Source organism: Acerihabitans arboris (assembly GCF_010131535.1).
Classification (GTDB): domain Bacteria; phylum Pseudomonadota; class Gammaproteobacteria; order Enterobacterales; family Enterobacteriaceae; genus Acerihabitans; species Acerihabitans arboris.
In genome coordinates, this window is sequence record NZ_WUBS01000017.1 from 70,205 (window position 1) to 89,820 (window position 19,616).

Below are 19,616 nucleotides of genomic sequence, written 5' to 3' on the forward strand. Positions count from 1 at the left end.
CGAAAGGGGAGTAACGTAAATCGTTACCTCTAGATTAATAAAATACAAAATAATCCTTTTTTGAATTTTTTGTTCACAGCATTGACATACGCTAAGGGCCGGTGAAATAGCGCTTTACTGAATTCGTTAACATTTCACCCCCAAGTTATCCACAAAAAGGGGCGTTTTAGTCCCTTGCAATGGCATTGGTTTGTCACTATCTTGTTATCAAATTAACGAATAACCCTACATATAGTGTTTTGCCGCCAAGTGAAACACTATTTTTGCTTATGCAACGGCATAATCCCAAGGGATCACTCAGACAGGTATTGTGGCTTATGAACCAGAGTCTGCTTGTAACAAAACGCGACGGCAGTAAAGAAAAAATCAACCTCGATAAAATCCACCGGGTGATTGACTGGGCGGCGGAAGGCCTGGAAAACGTCTCGGTTTCCCAGGTTGAGCTGCGTTCCCATATTCAGTTTTATGACGGCATCAAAACCGCCGATATCCATGAAACCATTATCAAGGCGGCGGCGGATCTGATTTCCCGCGATGCGCCGGACTATCAATACCTGGCCGCGCGGCTGGCGGTGTTCCACCTGCGTAAAAAAGCCTACGGCCAGTTTGAGCCGCCGAAGCTTTACGATCACGTTACCCGGCTGGTGGAAATGGGCAAATACGACCGCCATCTGCTGGAGGACTACAGCGCCGAAGAGTTTGCCGAAATGGACGGTTTTATCGACCACTGGCGGGACATGAATTTCTCCTACGCGGCGGTAAAACAGCTGGAAGGCAAATACCTGGCGCAAAACCGTGTCAGCGGCCAGATCTACGAAAGCGCGCAGTTCCTGTATATCCTGGTAGCGGCCTGCCTGTTCTCGGGCTATGACCGCGCCACCCGCCTGGATTATGTAAAGCGTTTTTACGACGCCATTTCCACCTTTAAGATCTCGCTGCCGACGCCGATTATGTCCGGCGTGCGCACCCCGACCCGTCAGTTCAGCTCGTGCGTGCTGATTGAGTGCGGCGACAGCCTGGATTCCATCAACGCCACCTCCAGCGCCATCGTTAAATACGTCTCGCAGCGCGCCGGCATCGGCATCAACGCGGGCCGTATCCGGGCGCTGGGCAGCCCGATCCGCGGCGGCGAGGCCTTCCATACCGGCTGCGTTCCCTTTTATAAGCACTTCCAGACCGCGGTGAAGTCCTGCTCGCAGGGCGGCGTGCGCGGCGGCGCGGCCACCCTGTTCTATCCGATGTGGCATCTCGAGGTGGAAAGCCTGCTGGTATTGAAAAATAACCGCGGGGTGGAAGGCAACCGCGTGCGCCATATGGATTACGGCGTGCAGATCAACAAGCTGATGTACCAGCGCCTGGTCAAGGGCGAGGACATTACCCTGTTCAGCCCGTCCGACGTGCCGGGGCTATATGACGCTTTTTTTGCCGATCAGGAAGAGTTTGAACGCCTGTATACCCAGTATGAGCGGGACGACGGCATCCGTAAAAACCGCGTCAAGGCGGTGGATCTGTTTTCATTGATGATGCAGGAACGCGCCTCCACCGGCCGCATCTATATCCAGCATGTGGATCACTGCAATACCCACAGCCCGTTTGATCCGGCCATTGCGCCAATCCGCCAGTCCAACCTGTGCCTGGAAATCGCCCTGCCGACCAAACCGCTGGAAGACGTCAACGACGAAAGCGGCGAAATCGCGCTATGCACCCTGTCGGCCTTTAACCTGGGCGCGCTGGACAGCCTGGACGACCTGCAGGAACTGGCGACTCTGGCGGTGCGCGCCCTCGACGCCCTGCTCGATTACCAGGATTACCCGATACCGGCCGCGCAGCGCGGCGCCATGGGCCGTCGCACCCTTGGGGTGGGCGTGATCAACTATGCGTACTACCTGGCGAAAAACGGCGTGCGCTACTCCGACGGCAGCGCCAATAACCTGACGCACCGCACCTTTGAAGCCATCCAGTATTATCTGCTGAAGGCCTCCAACGAGCTGGCCAAAGAGCGCGGCGCCTGTCCGTGGTTTAATGAAACCACCTACGCCCAGGGCATCCTGCCGATCGATACCTATAAAAAGGATCTCGACGCCATTTGCTCCGAGCCGCTGCATTATGACTGGGAAAGCCTGCGCGCCGATATCCAGCGGCACGGCCTGCGCAACTCCACCCTGTCGGCGCTGATGCCGTCGGAGACGTCGTCGCAGATTTCCAACGCCACCAACGGCATCGAGCCGCCGCGCGGTTATGTCAGCATCAAGGCCTCCAAGGACGGCATCCTGCGCCAGGTGGTGCCGGAGTCCAACCGGCTGAAGGACGCCTATGAGCTGTTGTGGGAAATGCCGAACAACGACGGTTACCTGCATTTGGTGGGCGTGATGCAGAAATTTGTCGACCAGTCGATTTCATCCAACACCAACTACGATCCGTCCCGTTTCCCGGCCGGTAAAGTGCCGATGAAACAGTTGCTGAAAGATTTGCTGACCGCGTATAAATTCGGCGTCAAGACGCTGTATTATCAAAATACCCGTGATGGCGCGGAAGATGCGCAGGAAGATATGCAGGCGGCAGCCGCCGGGACCGACGATTGCGAAAGCGGCGCCTGTAAGATTTAACACTGGCCGCGGGCGGCGCTGATGCCGCCCGTGGGTAACGGGAGAGACCATGGCCTATACCACATTTTCACAGCATAAAAATAACCAGTTGCTAGAGCCGATGTTCTTCGGCCAGAACGTCAACGTGGCGCGTTTCGACCAGCAAAAATACGATATCTTCGAAAAGCTGATCGAAAAACAGCTGTCTTTCTTCTGGCGGCCGGAAGAAGTGGACGTGTCGCGCGACCGTATCGATTTCCAGGCGCTGCCGGAGCATGAAAAGCATATTTTCCTCAGCAACCTGAAATACCAGACCCTGCTCGATTCCATCCAGGGCCGCAGCCCCAACGTCGCGCTGCTGCCGCTGATCTCAATCCCCGAGCTGGAAACCTGGGTGGAAACCTGGGCTTTTTCGGAAACCATTCATTCGCGTTCCTATACCCATATCATCCGCAATATCGTCAACGACCCGTCGCTGGTGTTCGACGATATCGTCACCAACGAGGAAATCCTCAAGCGGGCCAAGGATATCTCAGGGTATTACGACGACCTGATCGAAATGACCAGCTATTACCACCTGCTGGGCGTCGGCACCCATCAGGTCAACGGCCGGGAAGTGACGGTTAACCTGCGTGAGCTGAAGAAAAAGCTGTATCTGTGCCTGATGAGCGTCAACGCGCTGGAAGCCGTGCGTTTTTACGTCAGCTTTGCCTGCTCCTTTGCGTTTGCCGAGCGCGAGCTGATGGAGGGCAACGCCAAGATTATACGCCTGATCGCCCGCGACGAGGCCCTGCACCTGACCGGCACCCAGCATATGCTGAACCTGCTGCGCTCCGGCGAGGACGACCCGGAAATGGCCGAGATCGCCAAAGAATGCCAACAGGATTGTTACGACCTGTTTGTGCTGGCGGCGGAGCAGGAAAAAGAGTGGGCCAGCTATCTGTTCCGCGACGGCTCGATGATCGGTTTGAACAAAGATATCCTGTGCCAGTATGTGGATTACATTACCAATATCCGCATGCAGGCGGTGGGCCTGGACCTGCCGTTTGCCACCCGCTCCAACCCCATTCCCTGGATCAACACCTGGCTGGTGTCCGACAATGTGCAGGTGGCTCCGCAGGAAGTGGAGGTCAGTTCCTATCTGGTCGGCCAGATTGACTCCGAGGTCAACGCCGACGATCTCAGCGGCTTTCAGCTGTAGGCCATTATGTCCCTGCCCATTATCAGCCTGCGTCTTAACGGGGCGCGGCTGGCCTGCGACGGGGCCCACCGTTCGCTGCTGGACGCGCTGGAAGCCCATCAGGTGGCGGTGGAGTTTCAGTGCCGCTCGGGTTATTGCGGCGCCTGCCGCCTGCGCCTGCTCAGGGGACAGGTTAAATACCAGCAGGCGCCGCTGGCGCTGATCCAGCCCGGCGAAATCCTGCCCTGCTGCTGCCTGCCGGTGGCGGATATCGAGCTGGAGCTTTGAACGGGGCTGAACAGCCATCCTATTATTTAGCATTAACTTATAACCTTTTGGCCTTTCCCTCCCGCGCGGCGCTGGTTATGCTGCGCCTTATCTTTTTACTTCACTAATAAGCAAGCTATCCATGTCCCAACTCCTGAGTCACGCCCACGTCGCCACCCCGGACGCCGATATGCCGTCGGCAGGCGATCCGATCTTTATCAACAGCGCCGCCGACATCTCCAGCCTGGTCAACGCCGGCACCCAACGGCGTAATCATGCCGGCATTATTATCGGCATTGCTCTGGGAGGTGTTTTCCTCGACGCTTACGATCTGGGGGCGCTGGCATTTGGGGTAAAGGATATTACCCGTGAGTTTAACCTGACGCCCGCCGGCACCGGCATGGTGGCCTCGGCCATTACCTTCGGGGCGATCGTCGGCGCGTTTTTCGGCGGTTACCTGACCGATAAAATCGGCCGCTACCGGGTCTTTATGGCGGATATGTTCTTTTTTGTCATCGCCGCGCTGGCCTGCGCCTTTGCGCCCAACGAGTGGGTGCTGGCCGGGGCGCGTTTTGTCATGGGGCTGGGGGTAGGCATTGATTTGCCGGTGGCGATGGCCTTCCTGGCCGAGTTTTCCCGTTTGCAGGGCCGGGGCAATAAAGCGGCCAGTATCGCCATGTGGTGCCCCACCTGGTATGCCGCCATTAGCGTGTCGTATCTGCTGGTGTTGCTGTTGTACGGAGTGCTGCCCGCGGGGTATACCGATTGGCTGTGGCGCCTGATCCTGGGTTTCGGCGCGGTGCCGGCGCTGTTTATCATCGCCATTCGCAGTAAATATATGAGCGAGTCGCCGGTCTGGGCGGCCAACCAGGGCGATCTGGCCGGCGCGGCGCGTATCCTCAGGCGTTCCTACGGTATTAACGCCCAGGTGGCGGCGGACGCCGGGAAGGGCCTTCCCGCCGCGCCGCCGCGCCGCGCCCGCTGGAGCAACTATGGTCAGCTGCTCAAGGGCATTTACCTTAAGCGCACCGTATTGGCGACCCTCATCGCCGTGGCGTCGTCCTTTGCCTATAACGCCGTGGCCTTCGGCCTGCCGGTCATCATCAGCAGTTTCCTGGCGCAGTCCATGCTGACCACCATCCTGGCGTCGCTGGCGCTGAACCTGCTGTTTGCGTTTGTCGGCGGGCTGATTGCGGTGCGTTGGGTGCCGCGGTTCGGCGCGTGGAATATGACGGTGCTGGGTTATGCGTTTCAACTGGTGGCGCTGGTGGGCCTGGCGCTGATCGGCCGGCCGGCGGATGGGATGCACGCGGGACTGGCTATCGGCATGTTGGCGTTGTTTTTGTTCGGCCAGGGCATCGGACCGGGTTCGCACAGCATGACCTTTGCGTCGTTAAGCTATCCGACCTCGCTGCGCGGCGTCGGGGTAGGTTTTAACCAGACGCTGATGCGGGCCAGCTCCACCGCGTCGCTGTTCTTATTCCCGGTATTGGCGGCATTGCTGAATACCGGCGTGTTCTGGGTGATTGCCATTGCGCCGCTGGCCGGGCTGGCGGCGCTGTTGACGATACGCTGGGAACCGTCGGGTTATGATGTGGATGCCGAGGATTTTGTAACGGCGCCGGCGCACTCGGCGTAATAACCGTTCATCGGGAAGTAATGCCGGTCAGTTGAAACTCTCCGGCATTACCCAGCCGGGCGGTTGCTATTGTTTCGTCACCGGGGTTGTCAGAACAAACGTCACAAGCACAGTGCGGCAATTAGCACGCCCTTCCCTGGGTCTCCCCACGTTCTTTTTCATACATGGTTGTTTCCACCTGTGGCGATGACAGTAATTGTAGATTTTATAATCTACAATTGTCGGTCAGGTTAGGCCAAGACGTTAAAATTGAGAGTTAACCGGCGCAAGTAAGGGCTGGGCATTGTCTGGATTGGCCATGGCGATACAACCGGGATAAAGCCATCAGTACCGGCAAGCAGGCGCCCAAACTCTGCGGCCGGTCGAAAAAACGCGCCAAAACATTGCCAGCAAACTCAGGCCTCCGGGGCCTGCTGTTCATCTCAATTACCGCCCCCAGCGCTTACGCCAGGGTGGCGGCGACGCGTATCCAGCCGTGCTCGCCGTAGACCGGCCAGCCGTTCAGCCAGCGCCTGAGCATATTCAACGCCATCAGCGAGACCATTTCCTGGCGGGTTTTCAGGCCATGGCGCTGGATGCTGACGGCAAACACCAGGGTCTGGGCATAATCGCCGTCCGGCGTATGCAGCGCCAGGCTCAGGGTATCCTGGTCCATATTGCCCACCACCAGCGCCAGCCCGGCGCCGTGCCGCGCCGCCAGCCCCTGCGCCTGCCGGGCCAGCTGTCGCAGGACCGACGGACCACCGTCGGCCGTGGCCGTATCCGCGGCGAAAGGGTGTGCGGGGAACGCGCCGCCATCGGCAGAACCGGCGGAAGGGTTTAGCTCAGGCCGGGCGCCGGGCGCGTCTAACCATTCGCCGCCCGCCACCGGCATTCCCGCGCTCTGGCATTGCCAGGTCAGCAGGCCGGCGGTAAACCGCTCGCCGATGGCCAGGGTCAGCGGCCGCTGCAGCAGGCGCTGCGCCAGTTGGGTCGGCAGATCGTCGGTACCTTCAAAAATGGCGCTTTCGCCGGCCACCGCGCGCACTTTTTGCCAGGCCAGTTCCATGGCCTCACGCTCGTGGGCCGGGCCGGTGAGTTTTAATTCAATGATGGGCATGGAGGAACGATAGCCCAGCACCACGTCTTCCGGCAGCGTCATGTCGTCCAACTGGCTCGCCAGTTCGCTTTCGGCGCGGCCGAAGGTGGTCAGGCGCAGGCAGAGCGGCGGATCCGGCAGATCAAAGCGCTCGCGCAGGCGCGGCACGATTTGCTGCTCGACCATCACCTTGAATTCCGACGGCACGCCGGGGGTAAAAAACATCAGGCAGCGGTTGAGCTGCAGGGCAAATCCGCAGGCGGTGCCCACCGGATTATCGATCATCTCGGCGTTGGCGGGGATTTGCGCCTGTTTACGGTTGCTCGGCGCCATCACCCGGCCGCGCTCGGCAAAAAACGCTTCGATTTTCGCCAGCCACTCGGGGTGCTCGATCAGCTCCTCGCCGGCGGCGGTGGCGGCGGCCAGCGCGCTGAGATCGTCGCTGGTCGGCCCCAGGCCGCCGTTGACGATCATGACATCGGCGCGCAGGCTGCGTTCGGTCAAGGCCGCCACCAGGGCGGAGAGATTATCGCCCACGGTCATGCGCGCACTCATCGGCAGGCCCTGCTCAAACAAATAGTTCGCCAGCCAGGCCGCATTGGTATCGAGAATCTGTCCATGCAGCACTTCGTCGCCGGTGCACAGCATTTCTACCCTAAGCATGCTTCTCTCCTATCATCTTCATACCGTCACTTTAGAAAGCCGGACCGACAAACACAACCTTTCTTTAAGGATTTGATGCGAATTGCGCCTGCGCCAGGCGGGTAAGCTGGCTGCGCACGATTTTTATGCCGCCGGCGGTCAACAGATCCGGAATGACATGGAATAGGGAAAGATAGGCGACCGGGCGTTGCCACGGCGCCAGCTGCGGCTCCAGCCAGGCGCGCAGCTCGGTAAACGACGCGTCGGCCTCCAGCACCGCCACCGGCCGCTGGCCGAATTCCTCGTCTTCCACCGGCACCACATAGGACTGCCGCACGGCGGGATGTTTCGCCAGGATGCGTTCGATGTCCTCCGGCTGCACCCCTTCCCCGCCGCAGAAAAATACGTTATCCAGCCGCCCGTTGATATGCAGTTCGCCGTCGACAAACCGGCCGCCGTCGCGGGTATGAAACCAGCCGTCGCCGTCGGCGAGCGGCACCAGCCGCCCCTGCTGCCAGTAGCCCGACGCCATGCCGCCGCCGCGCAGCCACACCTCGCCGTCCACCAGCCGCACTTCGCGACCGGCCAGGGGCAGACCGACGCCGGATGAGGCATCGGCGCGCTTGGCGCACACGGTGGAGGCAAACTCCGTCAGGCCGTAGCCGCACCAGCAGCGCACGCCGAGCGCTTCCGCCCGCTGGGTCAGCTCAAGGGGGATCATGGCGCCGCCCAACAGCACATCGCGCAGGCTAAGCCGCTCGGGATCGCCCTGCAGCAGACGCCACAGCTGGGTCGGCACCAGCGAGGCGTGGGTGCATCCGGCCAGCGCCTGTTCAAGCCGCAGGTCCTGCGCCAGGGCCAGGGTGGCCCCCACCGCCAGCCAGCGCCAAACGATACCCTGCCCGGAGACATGATAGAGCGGCAGCGACAGCAGCCAGCCGTGACGGCGCTGGAAATCCATCAACCGGATCACCCCCCGGGCGCTGGCCAGGTGCGCGGCAAACGTATGGGCCGCCGCCTTGGGCAGGCCGCTGGACCCGGAGGTCAGGGTCAGGGTCGCCAGCCGGTTGACCTGCCACGGTGGGATGGCGGCGGCGGCCGAGGAGATATCGGCGACGCTTAAAGGCGTAATCGCCCCCGGCCAGGACACATCCCGCGCGCACCAGCCAAACTCGATATTCAGCGTGGGCAGGCGCTCCGCCAGCAGCTCCGCCGGTAAGTGCGGATTCAACGGCAGCGCGCGCGCGCCGCATTGCAGCGCGGCCAGGTACGCCAGCAGCAGTTCCAGGCTGTTTTTACCGCGCAGCGCCACGCCGCTGCCCACCGTAACGCCCGCCCGCTGCCAGGCGGCGGCCAGTTGGTCGATACGCGACGCCAGGCTGCGCCAGCTCCAGTCGACGTCATCGACGCGCAGGGCGATACTGTGCGGTGTCTGCTGCGCCCAATGGTGCCAGGGCCAGGTAGCGAAAGTTATCATCGTTGCATCTTCATGTTAGCCACCCGGTTTTAATCGTCCCTGGCCCGCAGCAGGCGGCCTCAGGACAAACGGGCAACCGGCTCCAGTAAAGTTTGGAATAATTCCCCGTGGGTTGATAACGGCAGCGGGCTGCCCGGCCAGGGGCGGATAAGCTGCGAGCGCATCAGCGATAGGGTATCCAGTCCCGGCTGGACCCCGGGCGTCAGCCAGGCGGCCAGGCGTGAAAGCTGCGTCAGGCCCAGGCTGGACTCAATGGCCGAACTGATCACCGCAACCAGGCCCGCCCGGTGCGCCTGTTCCACCAGCGCGCGGCAGTGCGACAGGCCGCCGGTGAGCATGGGTTTAATGACCACCGCCGCCAGGCCCGGCCGGGCCTGGATGCTTAACCCCGCATCGCGCAGGCTTTCGTCCCAGGCAATGGCGATGCCGGTATCATGGGCAAAGGCCAGGGATTGCCCGGGAGTAGCGCAAGGCTCCTCGAGGAAATCGATACGGGCAACGTGGGCCGGGTCGAGATAACGGGCAAATCCGGCGGCCTTGGCCGGGGTCCAGCTGCGGTTGGCATCCAGCCGCAAATGCAGATCCGGCACCGCGTCCAGCAGCAGGTTGACCGTTACGCTGTCGCGAATCGCTTCATACATGCCGACCTTGACCTTGGCGATTTTCCTGCCCGGCAGCGCCGCCAACAGCGGGATCAGCCCATCCGGATCGCCGGTGCACAGCGGTACGGTCTGATATGGCGCCGCATCGGGCAGCGATTGATCCAGTTCGGCCAGGGCCATGCTGATGCCGAAGGCCGCCGACGGCGGCGCCGGCGGGACCGCCGCGCCGGCGGCAAAAACCAATCCCGGCCCGTCCGCCAGCGGATCTTCGCCGTTTACCCAGCGCCGCAGTATCTCAAGCGCCGATGCGCCCGCCTCAGCCAGGGTCTCGCGGCTGAAACCGGGCAGCGGCGCAATTTCGCCCTCGCCCTGGCGGCCGTCGCGCTCCAGGCGCACCACCAGGCCGTCGCGGCTTTTCAGGCGCTGGTTGCGCAGCACCACGCCGGCTTCCATCGGCAGGCTGTAATGATAGAGCGTTGCGCGGCGCATCAGGGGTTACGCTTGAATTTGCTGAAGTCGGGCTGGCGTTTCTCCACGAAGGCGTTGCGCCCCTCCTGCCCTTCTTCCGTCATGTAAAACAGCATGGTGGCATTGCCCGCCAGCTCCTGCAAACCCGCCTGTCCATCGCAATCGGCATTGAGCGCGGCCTTCAGGCAGCGCAGCGCCATCGGGCTGTTTTGCAGCATTTCACGGCACCAGCGCACGGTCTCTTTCTCCAGGTCCGCCAGCGGCACCACGGTATTGACCAGCCCCATGTCCAACGCCTGCCGGGCATCGTACTGACGGCAGAGGAACCAGATTTCCCGGGCTTTTTTCTGGCCGACGATACGCGCCATATAGGCCGCCCCCCAGCCACCGTCGAAGGAGCCGACTTTCGGCCCGGTCTGGCCGAACACGGCATTGTCCGCCGCCACGGTCAGATCGCACATCATATGCAGCACGTGGCCGCCGCCGATGGCGAAACCCGCCACCATCGCCACCACCGGTTTCGGGCAGGTGCGGATCTGGCGCTGGAAGTCCAGCACGTTAAGATGATGCACGCCGCTGTCGTCCTTGTAGCCGCCGTAGTCGCCGCGCACCTTCTGGTCGCCGCCGGAACAGAAAGCCTTTTCCCCTTCACCGGTGAGGATAATCACGCCGATGCCGTCGTCATAACGGGCGTCGGCCATGGCCTGGATCATCTCTTTTACCGTCAGCGGACGGAACGCATTGCGCACCTGGGGCCGGTTGATGGTGATCCGGGCGATACCGTCGGCGGACTTATGGTAGCGGATATCCTCGAAATCGCCGCTGCAGTCGCGCCAGTCGATGGGGGCGTACCACTGGTCTTCGCTGGGTTTAAGCATAAAACATTCCTTTAATAAAACGGTGCAAGCAGGGCAAGCAGTTGACCGGCAAAGGCCGGTGGATTGGCCCGGTGGGCGTTATGCCCCGCATCGGGCACCAAAACAAAGGGTAGCGCCGCCCGGCGGGCCAGGGCGGAAAACTTACCGTCCCGTTCGCCGCACAGGTAACCTAACGGCAGGTCCAACGCCCGCAGCCGCGCCGACAGATCGGGCTGCAGCGCCAGCGACGTGGCCTGGAGCATGCCGGCGATAGCCGCGCCGTCGTTGGCGGCGCGCAGCGTTACCAGCTCCCGGCGCGCGGCGTCGGATAAATCGCCGAACACCGGCTGGCGGTACCAATCGGCCAGTACCGAGGGCAGCGGCTGCCGGCTGAAGCGCTGCGCCCAGGCGCTATCGTGCAGCAGGCGATCGTCGCGCTCCCGCCGGCTGGACAGGCCCGGATGGGCGCCTTCAACGAAGACGCCGCGCAGCCCGCCGGGATCGTTTCCGCCAGGGCTATTCCGATGGAGGTCATGCCGGCCGGGACCGCTCCGGTCCAGGCCATTCCGGCAGGCATGGTAAAGCGCGATGCGCCCGCCCAGCGAATAACCGATAAGGATATAGCTGCGGATATCCAGCGCGGCCAGCGTCTGCGCCAACCCCCGTGATACCCCGGCAAAATCCAGTCCGTCCGGCACGGGGCGGCCATGCCCCGGCAGGTTAAGCGTCAGCAGGGACCAGTCGCTGAACCAGGGTAATACCGGCAGCCAATCCCCGCCGCTGCCCAGCAGGCCGTGCAGCCATACCAGCCACGGCCGGCCGGGATCGCCCCGGCGCATTATATTAACCGCCCATCCGACGCCCACGCCATCGTCTTGGGCCAGGGCGGGAATGCCCGTCGCATTTTGCGCGCGGGGATCGTCCCGGTTCATGGCCTGGCCATCCCGGACACCAGTTGGCGAAATACGTCCGCGCCCTCATGGGGCTGGACCTTAAGCTCCAGCAGCGTGGCCGCCCCGCCGCCCGGCCGGCTCCAGGCGCGACGCACGCAGGCGCGCAAACCGGCGGGGGTGTCGGGCTGCGCGTAATCCAGGCCGAACAGCGCCGCCGCGTGGCGAAACTCCACCTGCTGCGGCATGACGTAAAAACGCTCGCGCACCGCTTCCGGCGTCGGCAATAAGGAAAATATCTGGCCGCCGTTATTATTGACCACCACGATAACCACCGGCGCCGTCGTGCGGCGAAACAGCGCCAGGGCGTTCAGATCGTAGAGCGCCGACAGGTCGCCCACCAGCGCCAGCAGCGGCCGGTCATCGGCGCGCTGCACGCCGGCGGCGGTGGAAAGCAGGCCGTCGATGCCGCTGGCGCCCCGATTGCCGTACACCGGATAACCCGCCGGCAGCTGCGCCAGTGCGTCCACCAACCGGATGGTCAGGCTATTGCCGAGGAACAGGCGTCCGTCCGCCGGCAGCAAATCGTTAAGCCGGCAGGCCAGTTGGGCTTCGCCTAAACCGTCGCCCAGCGCCGCCTCTATGCGCGCCCGCGCCAGGCCGGCGTATCCGGCGAGGCTGGCGGCCCAGGGAGCCTGCGCGATCGCGGGATGGTGATCAAGCCAGGCGCCGATGGGCGCGCTGATGCGCCGCCCCCGGTGGTGGGCCGGATCGAGACGGCCCGGCAGCGGATCCACCAGCCAGTACTCCGCCGGCCGGCACTGCTCCTGCCATTGCAGCAGCCGTTTGCCGGTCAGGCTGCCGCCAAACTGGACAACCAGCTCGGCCTGCCGCAGCACCTGCCGCGCGTCGGGATGGGCCAGCCAGAGATCGGCATATGGCAGCGGCTGGCCGGTCTGCGACAGCACATCGCCTATCAGCGGCCAGCCAAGCTCGGCCGCCCATTCCGCCAGCCGCGCGCCCTGCTCACAGGGAATACGTCCGGCAATCACCACGCCTTTGCGTCCGCGCCATGACGCCCAGTCCGGCTCGGACGCCGGCGCGGCCGTCCCGGGAAGTTTAAGCCAGGGATCGTTGCCTTGCCACCAGTCGCCAAGCGTACGCGACCAGGGGTCCTCCCGGCCGGTGTCATCGGCGCCGTAGAGCGGTTCGGCGAACGGGCAGTTAATATGCACCGCGCCAGGAGCCGGGTCCGCCAGCGCCCGATCCAGGGTGGAGACCAGCCAGCCCGCCGGGATATCCGGCGTTGGGCGCGGCAGGTCGACGCGCTGTACGGCAAAACCGGCGAACAGCCCGGGCTGGCGGATGGCCTGGTTGGCGCCGCAGTCGATCAGCTCCGGCGGCCGGTCGGCGGTCAGCATTATCAGCTTTTCCCCGGTCAGGCTGGCTTCGATAACCGCCGGGTAGAGATTGGCCGCCGCGGTGCCGGAGGTGACGATCACCGCCACCGGCCGGCGCGTCGCCTTGGCCAGGCCCAGGGCCAGGTGCCCCAGTCCGCGTTCGTCGAAATGGGTATGGCACAGGATGGACGGATGTTCCGCCGCCGCCAACGTCAGGGGAGTGGAGCGGGAGCCGGGCGCGATGCAAATGTGCCCCACCCCATGGCGCGTCAGGGTTTCCAGCAAAAGCCTGGCCCAGCGCCGGTTAAACTGTGAAGACGTGTCTGGCATAACGGATGTTGTCATGAAACCTTCTATGAATGCGCTGCTTCAACCCACTCGTCGTCCGCGAACAAGCCCGGCGACGCGGGATGCCGACGCCTGTCCCGATCAATAACGGCTCCGGCATTATATTTCGTTTTGGCGACGGGGTTTTGATATAAACCCCTTTTAGCCTAATTCGCCGCGGTGGGCTTATCCCCGGTTAACAGGGTTCTCAGTCCGGCGGCCTTATTATTCACTTCCTGCCATTCCCGTTCCGCATCCGATCCCTCGACGATGCCGGCCCCGGCATAGAGCCAAAGCGTCTGCCGCTCCGCCAGCGCGCAGCGCAGGGACACGCAGAACTCCGCCTGCGCGTGCGAGAGATAACCCGCCGAACCGGCATACCATTGACGGTCGAACGGCTCATGGCGGGCGATAAAAGCACGGGCGGCGTCGCGGGGCAGCCCCGCCACCGCGGCGGTGGGCTGCAGCATGGCAAGACAGCGGGAGTCATCCCGGCAGTCCAGCCGGGCGGTGATGGCGCGGCGTAAATGCTGCACGGTGCGCAGCCGCACGACTTCCGGCGGCATGACGTCAAGCGTGATCGCCGAATCTTGCAGCCGCTGGCAGATATCGTCGACCACCAGCAGGTTTTCCCGCTGGTTTTTATCATCGTTCATCAGCCATTGCGCCAGTTGCCCGACGGTGGCCGAGGCGCTGCGGCTGGCGACCGTGCCGGCCAGCGCCTCGGTATCCAACTGCCGCTGGCGGCGCAGGTAGAGCCGCTCGGGGCTCGAGCCTAAAAACGCCCGCTGCGCCGACCAGGCCAGCATATAGTGATAGCAGTCGTGGTTGACCCTCCTGCTGGCCGCCATCAGGGCGTGCGGGTTGATGTTGCCGCTAAAGCCGAGGCGGGTACGCCGCGCCAGTACTACTTTGGTTAACCCACCCCGGCCAAACTGCGCCAGCGCCTGGGCGACAGTATCCCGCCAGCGGGAGCGCTCGGGCTGATGAACTTCCTCCCGCAGCTGCGCCGTCCAGGGTGGCAACGGGGTGGCGGGCGCCGCCTGTTGCAGCCAGGCAAGGCAAAGCCGGGCGTCGTCGCCCAGTGACACATCGCTTGCCAGGTTCAGGACCAGCCGGTGCGATTGCGCGTCGCGCTGCCAGGTCAGGCGCGGCAGCAGCAGGCAACTTTCCGGCTCGCCGGCGTCGTTGCCATTGGCGTGGCCATTTTGGCCGTCGCCGGCGCTGTCGTCATCGCCGTCGTTTTGTTCGCTGTTATCGTTACCGTTGCCGAACGCATTGATGCCCCACAGGCGCAGCGCCGGCCAGGCGGTGCGGTTGGTGGATAAAAAGCGCTGCGCGGCGCTCAGTCGATCGAAGGTTAGCAAGCCGCCGCAGGACGCGGCTTCCTGCGCGCCGTCGCGATGTTGCCAATAAAATTGGGGATAAAGCGTACAGGTGTTTAACCAGTCGAGCATCGGCACATGGGAGCCGGGCGTCCAGGGAAGGGATATTTGCCGTACGCCGGGTCCGGCGGGAATGCCCGCATCGATATGCTGTTGCAGCGATGTCTTGAGTAACGACAGCATAGACACCCATACCCCCATAACCTAATTAAGAGTATGGATTATACGGTTGGCGATGGCAAAAACGAAAGGGTAGCGCAACTTAAGTATGATTAATGGCGCATTAATTAACATATTTTGCTCATCCGCCACGTTAGGGTGCGGGGGAATACCGGCTGGTTGAGCCAACCAGCCGGAAAGCATGACCTGAAAATGTTAGCGACGGGCCAACAGCAACCCGACTACCAGGCCGACCGACGCGCCGATGCCCACGCCATGCCAGGGGTTTTCCTGCACATAGTCGTCGGCGAGGTAGACCGCCTGTTTTGCGCGATAATAATAGTTATCGGAGGCTTGGCTGATGCGGTTTTTAACGTCTTCCAGCGCCGCTTCGGCGCGCGTTTTCAGCTCAACGTATTTTTGATCCGCTTTATCGCCGGAGTAGGCCAGCACTTCTTCAAGCGTTTCGGACAGCAACTGCACGTCATCATCAACATGAGTTTCATGCGGTTGGATAGGATCTGTCGGGGTTACCATAATTTTTCTCCGTGTTCTGATGAAAAGCCGTCATCCTAACTATAGCCATAAATTTCACAAACCGGTCAACAATTAAGAACGGATCATTCTTAAAATCAATTCGCTACCGCAGGCGCGGCGCTATCCGCCCCGGGTGCGAGCGAGCGTATATACCCCGCCAATCCCTGGATATCCTCGTCGGTCAACGCCGTCTTGGCCCGCTGCGCCGCGCCGCTGGTGGCAACCTTGCCATCCCGCCGGTCGGTCAGCGCGCCGACCAGTTGCTCCCGGCTTAACGATACCAGCGGCGGCGCTTTGCCGAACGCCGCCCGGTCGGCCTTGCGTCCGTGGCAATCAGCACAGCCCTGGGCATATTTTTTCGCCGCGTCGGACGCATCCGCCAACGCCGTCCCGCTGATACAGATCACTAACACACCCACGATGAGCCGCTTCATGATTTATCCCGCTGCGCGTTCTGGAACATCGCGGCCAGCGCCGGCTCGCCCTGCATGCCCTGGTGCGCTTCCACCACCGCGCCCCCGGCGCTGAGCAAATACGAGGTCGGCGTGCCGATCACCTGGTAACGCTCCTTGGTAATGCCCAGCTGATCGCGGATCACCGGATAATGGATTTGCAGCCCGGCCAGGAACGGCGCGATATCAGTCTGCTCCGGGTCGGTGTTCACCGCCACCACCACCAGCCGATCGCCATAGGTGTCGGTGAGTTTTTGCAGGGTCTGCATATCCGCCGCGCAGCCGCCGCAGCCCGATGACCAAAAGGTCAGGTAAACCGGTTTGCCCCGCCATTGGTCAAGCGACGCCGGCCGGCCGTCAAGATAAAAAGCGGCAAGCCTGGGGGCCGGCGCGCCGACGGATAGCCGCTGCTCTTTACATCCGGCCAGGGCGGACAGCAGGACCAGCGCGCACGCTAGATCAACGGCGGACTTAACCGCGGGATGCCAGTTCATGATGGTTGCTCTCCTCGCCCAGGAACTTGCCATGTTGCAGACGGATAATACGATCGGCGAACCGCCCCAGTTCGGGGTTGTGGGTGACCATGACGATAGTGCGGCCCTGGCGATGCAGGTCGGTCAGCAGATCCAGCACCCGCTGCTCGTTCTCCTCGTCTAGGTTGCCGGTCGGCTCGTCGGCGAAGATCACCGGCGGCTCGTTAACCAGCGCCCGGGCGATGCACACGCGCTGCTGTTCCCCGCCGGAGAGCTGGCTGGGCAGATGGCCGACCCGTTCGCCCAGGCCGACCCGGTCGAGCACGGCGCGGGCGGCGGGTTCGTCCACCACGCTATGGTAGTGCTGGGCCAGCATGACGTTTTCCAATGCGGTCAGGAAGGGAATCAGGTGAAACTGCTGGAACACCAGGCCGATTTTATCCGCGCGGAAATTGCGGCGGCCTTCCTCGTCCAGCGCGGCGGCGTCGACGCCGTCGAGCAGCACCTGGCCTTCGCTGACCGTATCCAGGCAGGTGAGGATATTCATCAGCGTGGTTTTACCGGAGCCTGAGGCGCCCATAAAGGCCACGAATTCCCCGCGGCGGATGCGGATATTGATATCATCCAGCGCCGTGACTTTACCGAAGCGTTTATACAGGCTGCGGGTCTCGATCACGTATTCCGCCGCGGACTGCGGTTGGATCAACCGGATAGGTGAAACCATAGTTTATTCTCCTTTCAGGACCAGAGCCGGTTCGACATGCAGGGCACGCCGCACCGGCACGATGGCCGCAACCGCCGCCACCAGCAGGGATAACACCAGCGTCAGCGGAAAAACGGGGGCGCGCAGGGCGATGGCGGCGTTGAATACCGCATGCCCCAGCACCTGCGCCAGTATAAAGCCGAGCAGGCTGCCGACTATCACCGCCGCCAGGGCGATGATGCCGGTTTCCGCCAGCATTTGCCGGCTGATATCCCCGGCGCTGGCGCCCAGCGCCTTTTGCAGGGCGAACTCGCGCGAGCGCTCGCCGACGATGGCCATCAGGGTGGTATTGACGCACAGCGATGACAATATCAGAATCACCGCCGACACCAGCCCCATCAGCCCTTTGATTTTATCCAGCACCTGGCCTTCGGAGGCCGAGACCTTAAGGATCGGCCGCACGTCCAGGTCGGGATACTGCCGCTGCAGCCGGGCGGCGAACGCGTCCACCTGGCCAAGATCGTTGTTGACGCTCAGCATGGCGTTGCTGATGGCGCCGGGCTGTCGCAGCCATTTCTGCGCCAGATCCAGGTTAACGATCAGCATATTATCGGTGGCGTCGCCGGCTTCGACCACGCCCTTGATGACCAGGCTTTGCCTCTGCTGTCCGTCCACCAGCGTAACCCGACCGCCGGTCTTCAGGTGCAGGCGGTCGGCCAGTTTCACCCCAATCATGGCATGGCGGTCGTCAAAGCTGACGCCTATCCAGTCGCCCTTGACCTGCCAGTAAGGCACCAGTTGCTGCAGCGACTCGAACCACACGCCCATCACCACCACTTTTTCCAGTTCGGTGCGGGCCATGCCGTAGAGATAGGGGCTTGACGCGTTGATCAGTCCCTTGGGCGCCTGGTCGATAATGGGCTGCAGCGTGGCTTCCGGCAGGCTATTGCCATGGCCCGGGCCGAGATAAAAATTGGCGCCGAAGGTGCGCAGCTCCTGGCTCATCTTGGCGTTGATATCAAAGTACACCGAGGCCATGGCGGTCACGATGGCGGCGCCCACCGTCAGGGCGGCGAATACCACCGCCACCCGCTGCATGCGCAGCCGCAGCGCGCGCACCACCAGCAGCCAGAACATATTGTTTGCCAGGCCGGACCGGCGTTGGCTACGCCAGCCGCCCCTTGCCCGGGTGGTTCCCGCGGTATTAATTGCCATACAGCACCTCCACCGGGTAGAGTTTGGCGATCCGCCGGGCCGGGAACCAGGTGCCGATGACGGCGATAAGAATGGCGATCGCCAGCACGCTCGGCACCACGATCCAGGCAAAACTCAGCGGCGCGCCGAACAGCATCAGGCCGATGGCTTTCGCCAGTCCCCAGCCGGCGACACAGCCCAGCAAACCGCCCAGGACGCCGCTCATCGCCGCCTCGAGGTAAAACAGCAGCATAATTTGCCACTGGCGGGCGCCGAGCGCCTTCATCAGGCCGATTTCCCGGCTGCGCTCCATAATGGTACTGGTCATCAGCGAGGCGATGCCCATGGCCGACGCCGCCAGCGCCGCCAGGGTGACCACCGCCAGCAGCAGCTGGATCTTCTCAATCACCACGCCCTCGGATGCCGCCACCTGCCAGATGGGGTGCACCACCGACCCGGAAATGGCCTCCTCCAGCTGATGGGATATCGACGACACGAACGCGGTGCAATACCACAGATCGTATTCCTCCGCCGACAGGCCGTCGAGATTATCCCTGGCCCGGCGGGAGAGATCGTTTTCCGGCACCGTCAGCGCCGAGACCCGCACCGCCTGCACCTTGCCGGGCAGGCCGAGCAGTTGCTGGACCGTCGCCAACGGCATCACCAGCCGGCCTTCCTCATCGCCGCCGCTGGCCAGCACGCCGCTGATGCGCACGCTTAAGCGGCCGTGCGATCCGTCCAGGGCCAGCACATCGCCCGGTTTCCAGCCGTTTCGCTGGGCCAGTTGCTTGCCCGCCAGGGCTTCCGGCTGCCGCTGCCCAGTCACCGGCTCATGAGGATATTGGCCGGTTACCCGCCAATAGGGGCTGATAATCTGCTGGCCGGTATGGAAATCCGTTTCATCCGGCACGTTCACCGGCTGCGAGAAAAAGGTGCCCAGCACCGGCACCGGCCTGCCGTTGACCATGACTTCGCCGCCGAGCAGCGGCGCAAAACCGATGATATTGTTGCGCCAGAAGATATCCTTGATATTGGGCAGCTCGGACTCATCGATCAGATCCTGCCCCGAAAGGGGCGCGCCCCGTTCGCCAAACAGCGCGGGCAGCGCCGCCTGGCCCGCCGGTTCGATCAGGATATTGGCGCCGTAGGATTTAAGCTCGCGCGCCATTTTGTCGCCGATATCGATGGATACCGCCAGCAGCGCCGAAATCAACCCGGCGGCCAGGAATACCGTCAGCACCGCCAGGGATTTGCGGCGGATATTCTTGTACCAGGACTGCCGTAACATACGCCACAACATA

17 protein-coding genes are annotated in these 19,616 nt (G+C 62.7%); 4 read left to right on the forward strand and 13 right to left on the reverse strand.

Annotated features, from left to right (window positions below; genetic code table 11):
• Positions 1-317 precede the first annotated feature (317 nt).
• From nrdA to GRH90_RS21270, 4 genes are all read left to right on the forward strand, one after another.
• Positions 318-2,606 (forward strand): class 1a ribonucleoside-diphosphate reductase subunit alpha, encoded by a 2,289-nt coding sequence (gene nrdA / locus GRH90_RS21255; RefSeq protein WP_162367968.1) that lies wholly within the window; start codon positions 318-320, stop codon positions 2,604-2,606.
• Between the two features lie 49 nt (positions 2,607-2,655).
• Positions 2,656-3,786, forward strand: a complete 1,131-nt coding sequence (nrdB, locus tag GRH90_RS21260; protein WP_162367969.1) for a class Ia ribonucleoside-diphosphate reductase subunit beta — start codon at positions 2,656-2,658, stop codon at positions 3,784-3,786.
• A gap of 6 nt (positions 3,787-3,792) precedes the next feature.
• Positions 3,793-4,053, forward strand: coding sequence for a class I ribonucleotide reductase maintenance protein YfaE (gene yfaE / locus GRH90_RS21265; RefSeq protein WP_162367970.1), 261 nt, complete (start codon positions 3,793-3,795; stop codon positions 4,051-4,053).
• Between the two features lie 121 nt (positions 4,054-4,174).
• Positions 4,175-5,671 carry an MFS transporter gene (locus GRH90_RS21270; protein ID WP_162367971.1) on the forward strand — a complete coding sequence of 499 codons (1,497 nt, stop codon included), beginning with the start codon at positions 4,175-4,177 and terminating at the stop codon, positions 5,669-5,671.
• Positions 5,672-6,113: 442 nt separating this feature from the next.
• On the opposite strand, the gene GRH90_RS21275 is transcribed toward GRH90_RS21270, so the two are convergent.
• The 13 genes from GRH90_RS21275 to GRH90_RS21335 form a co-directional block, all read right to left on the reverse strand.
• Positions 6,114-7,412, reverse strand: coding sequence for a nicotinamide mononucleotide deamidase-related protein YfaY (locus tag GRH90_RS21275; protein WP_162367972.1), 1,299 nt, complete (start codon positions 7,410-7,412; stop codon positions 6,114-6,116).
• A 64-nt stretch (positions 7,413-7,476) separates the two neighbouring features.
• Entirely contained in the window at positions 7,477-8,868 is a 1,392-nt protein-coding gene (gene menE / locus GRH90_RS21280; protein WP_162367973.1) for an o-succinylbenzoate--CoA ligase, read from the reverse strand.
• Between the two features lie 59 nt (positions 8,869-8,927).
• Complete coding sequence (gene menC / locus GRH90_RS21285; protein ID WP_162367974.1) at positions 8,928-9,959, reverse strand: o-succinylbenzoate synthase; 1,032 nt, start codon at positions 9,957-9,959, stop codon at positions 8,928-8,930.
• Positions 9,959-10,816: a 1,4-dihydroxy-2-naphthoyl-CoA synthase gene (gene menB, locus GRH90_RS21290; RefSeq protein WP_162367975.1), complete on the reverse strand. Its 858-nt coding sequence runs from the start codon at positions 10,814-10,816 to the stop codon at positions 9,959-9,961. Before menB ends, menC begins: the two co-directional genes overlap by 1 nt.
• Positions 10,817-10,827: 11 nt before the next feature.
• The gene (menH, locus tag GRH90_RS21295; RefSeq protein ID WP_312857208.1) at positions 10,828-11,727 is read right to left on the reverse strand and encodes a 2-succinyl-6-hydroxy-2,4-cyclohexadiene-1-carboxylate synthase; all 900 of its coding nucleotides are present in this window, start codon (positions 11,725-11,727) and stop codon (positions 10,828-10,830) included.
• A complete protein-coding gene (gene menD / locus GRH90_RS21300) occupies positions 11,724-13,430 on the reverse strand; it encodes a 2-succinyl-5-enolpyruvyl-6-hydroxy-3-cyclohexene-1-carboxylic-acid synthase (protein ID WP_162367976.1) in 1,707 nt (568 codons plus the stop codon). Before menD ends, menH begins: the two co-directional genes overlap by 4 nt.
• A gap of 149 nt (positions 13,431-13,579) precedes the next feature.
• A complete protein-coding gene (locus GRH90_RS21305; RefSeq protein ID WP_162367977.1) occupies positions 13,580-14,980 on the reverse strand; it encodes an isochorismate synthase in 1,401 nt (466 codons plus the stop codon).
• 192 nt (positions 14,981-15,172) lie between these two features.
• A complete protein-coding gene (elaB, locus tag GRH90_RS21310; RefSeq protein ID WP_162367978.1) occupies positions 15,173-15,493 on the reverse strand; it encodes a stress response protein ElaB in 321 nt (106 codons plus the stop codon).
• 95 nt (positions 15,494-15,588) lie between these two features.
• Positions 15,589-15,927: a c-type cytochrome gene (locus tag GRH90_RS21315; RefSeq protein WP_162367979.1), complete on the reverse strand. Its 339-nt coding sequence runs from the start codon at positions 15,925-15,927 to the stop codon at positions 15,589-15,591.
• The gene (locus tag GRH90_RS21320; protein ID WP_162367980.1) at positions 15,924-16,439 is read right to left on the reverse strand and encodes a TlpA family protein disulfide reductase; all 516 of its coding nucleotides are present in this window, start codon (positions 16,437-16,439) and stop codon (positions 15,924-15,926) included. Before GRH90_RS21320 ends, GRH90_RS21315 begins: the two co-directional genes overlap by 4 nt.
• Positions 16,417-17,142 carry an ABC transporter ATP-binding protein gene (locus tag GRH90_RS21325; RefSeq protein WP_162367981.1) on the reverse strand — a complete coding sequence of 242 codons (726 nt, stop codon included), beginning with the start codon at positions 17,140-17,142 and terminating at the stop codon, positions 16,417-16,419. The genes GRH90_RS21320 and GRH90_RS21325 overlap by 23 nt, the downstream gene beginning before the upstream one ends.
• Positions 17,143-17,145: 3 nt before the next feature.
• Entirely contained in the window at positions 17,146-18,258 is a 1,113-nt protein-coding gene (locus GRH90_RS21330) for an ABC transporter permease (protein ID WP_162368058.1), read from the reverse strand.
• 67 nt (positions 18,259-18,325) lie between these two features.
• The gene (locus GRH90_RS21335; RefSeq protein ID WP_162367982.1) at positions 18,326-19,615 is read right to left on the reverse strand and encodes an ABC transporter permease; all 1,290 of its coding nucleotides are present in this window, start codon (positions 19,613-19,615) and stop codon (positions 18,326-18,328) included.
• Position 19,616 lies beyond the last annotated feature (1 nt).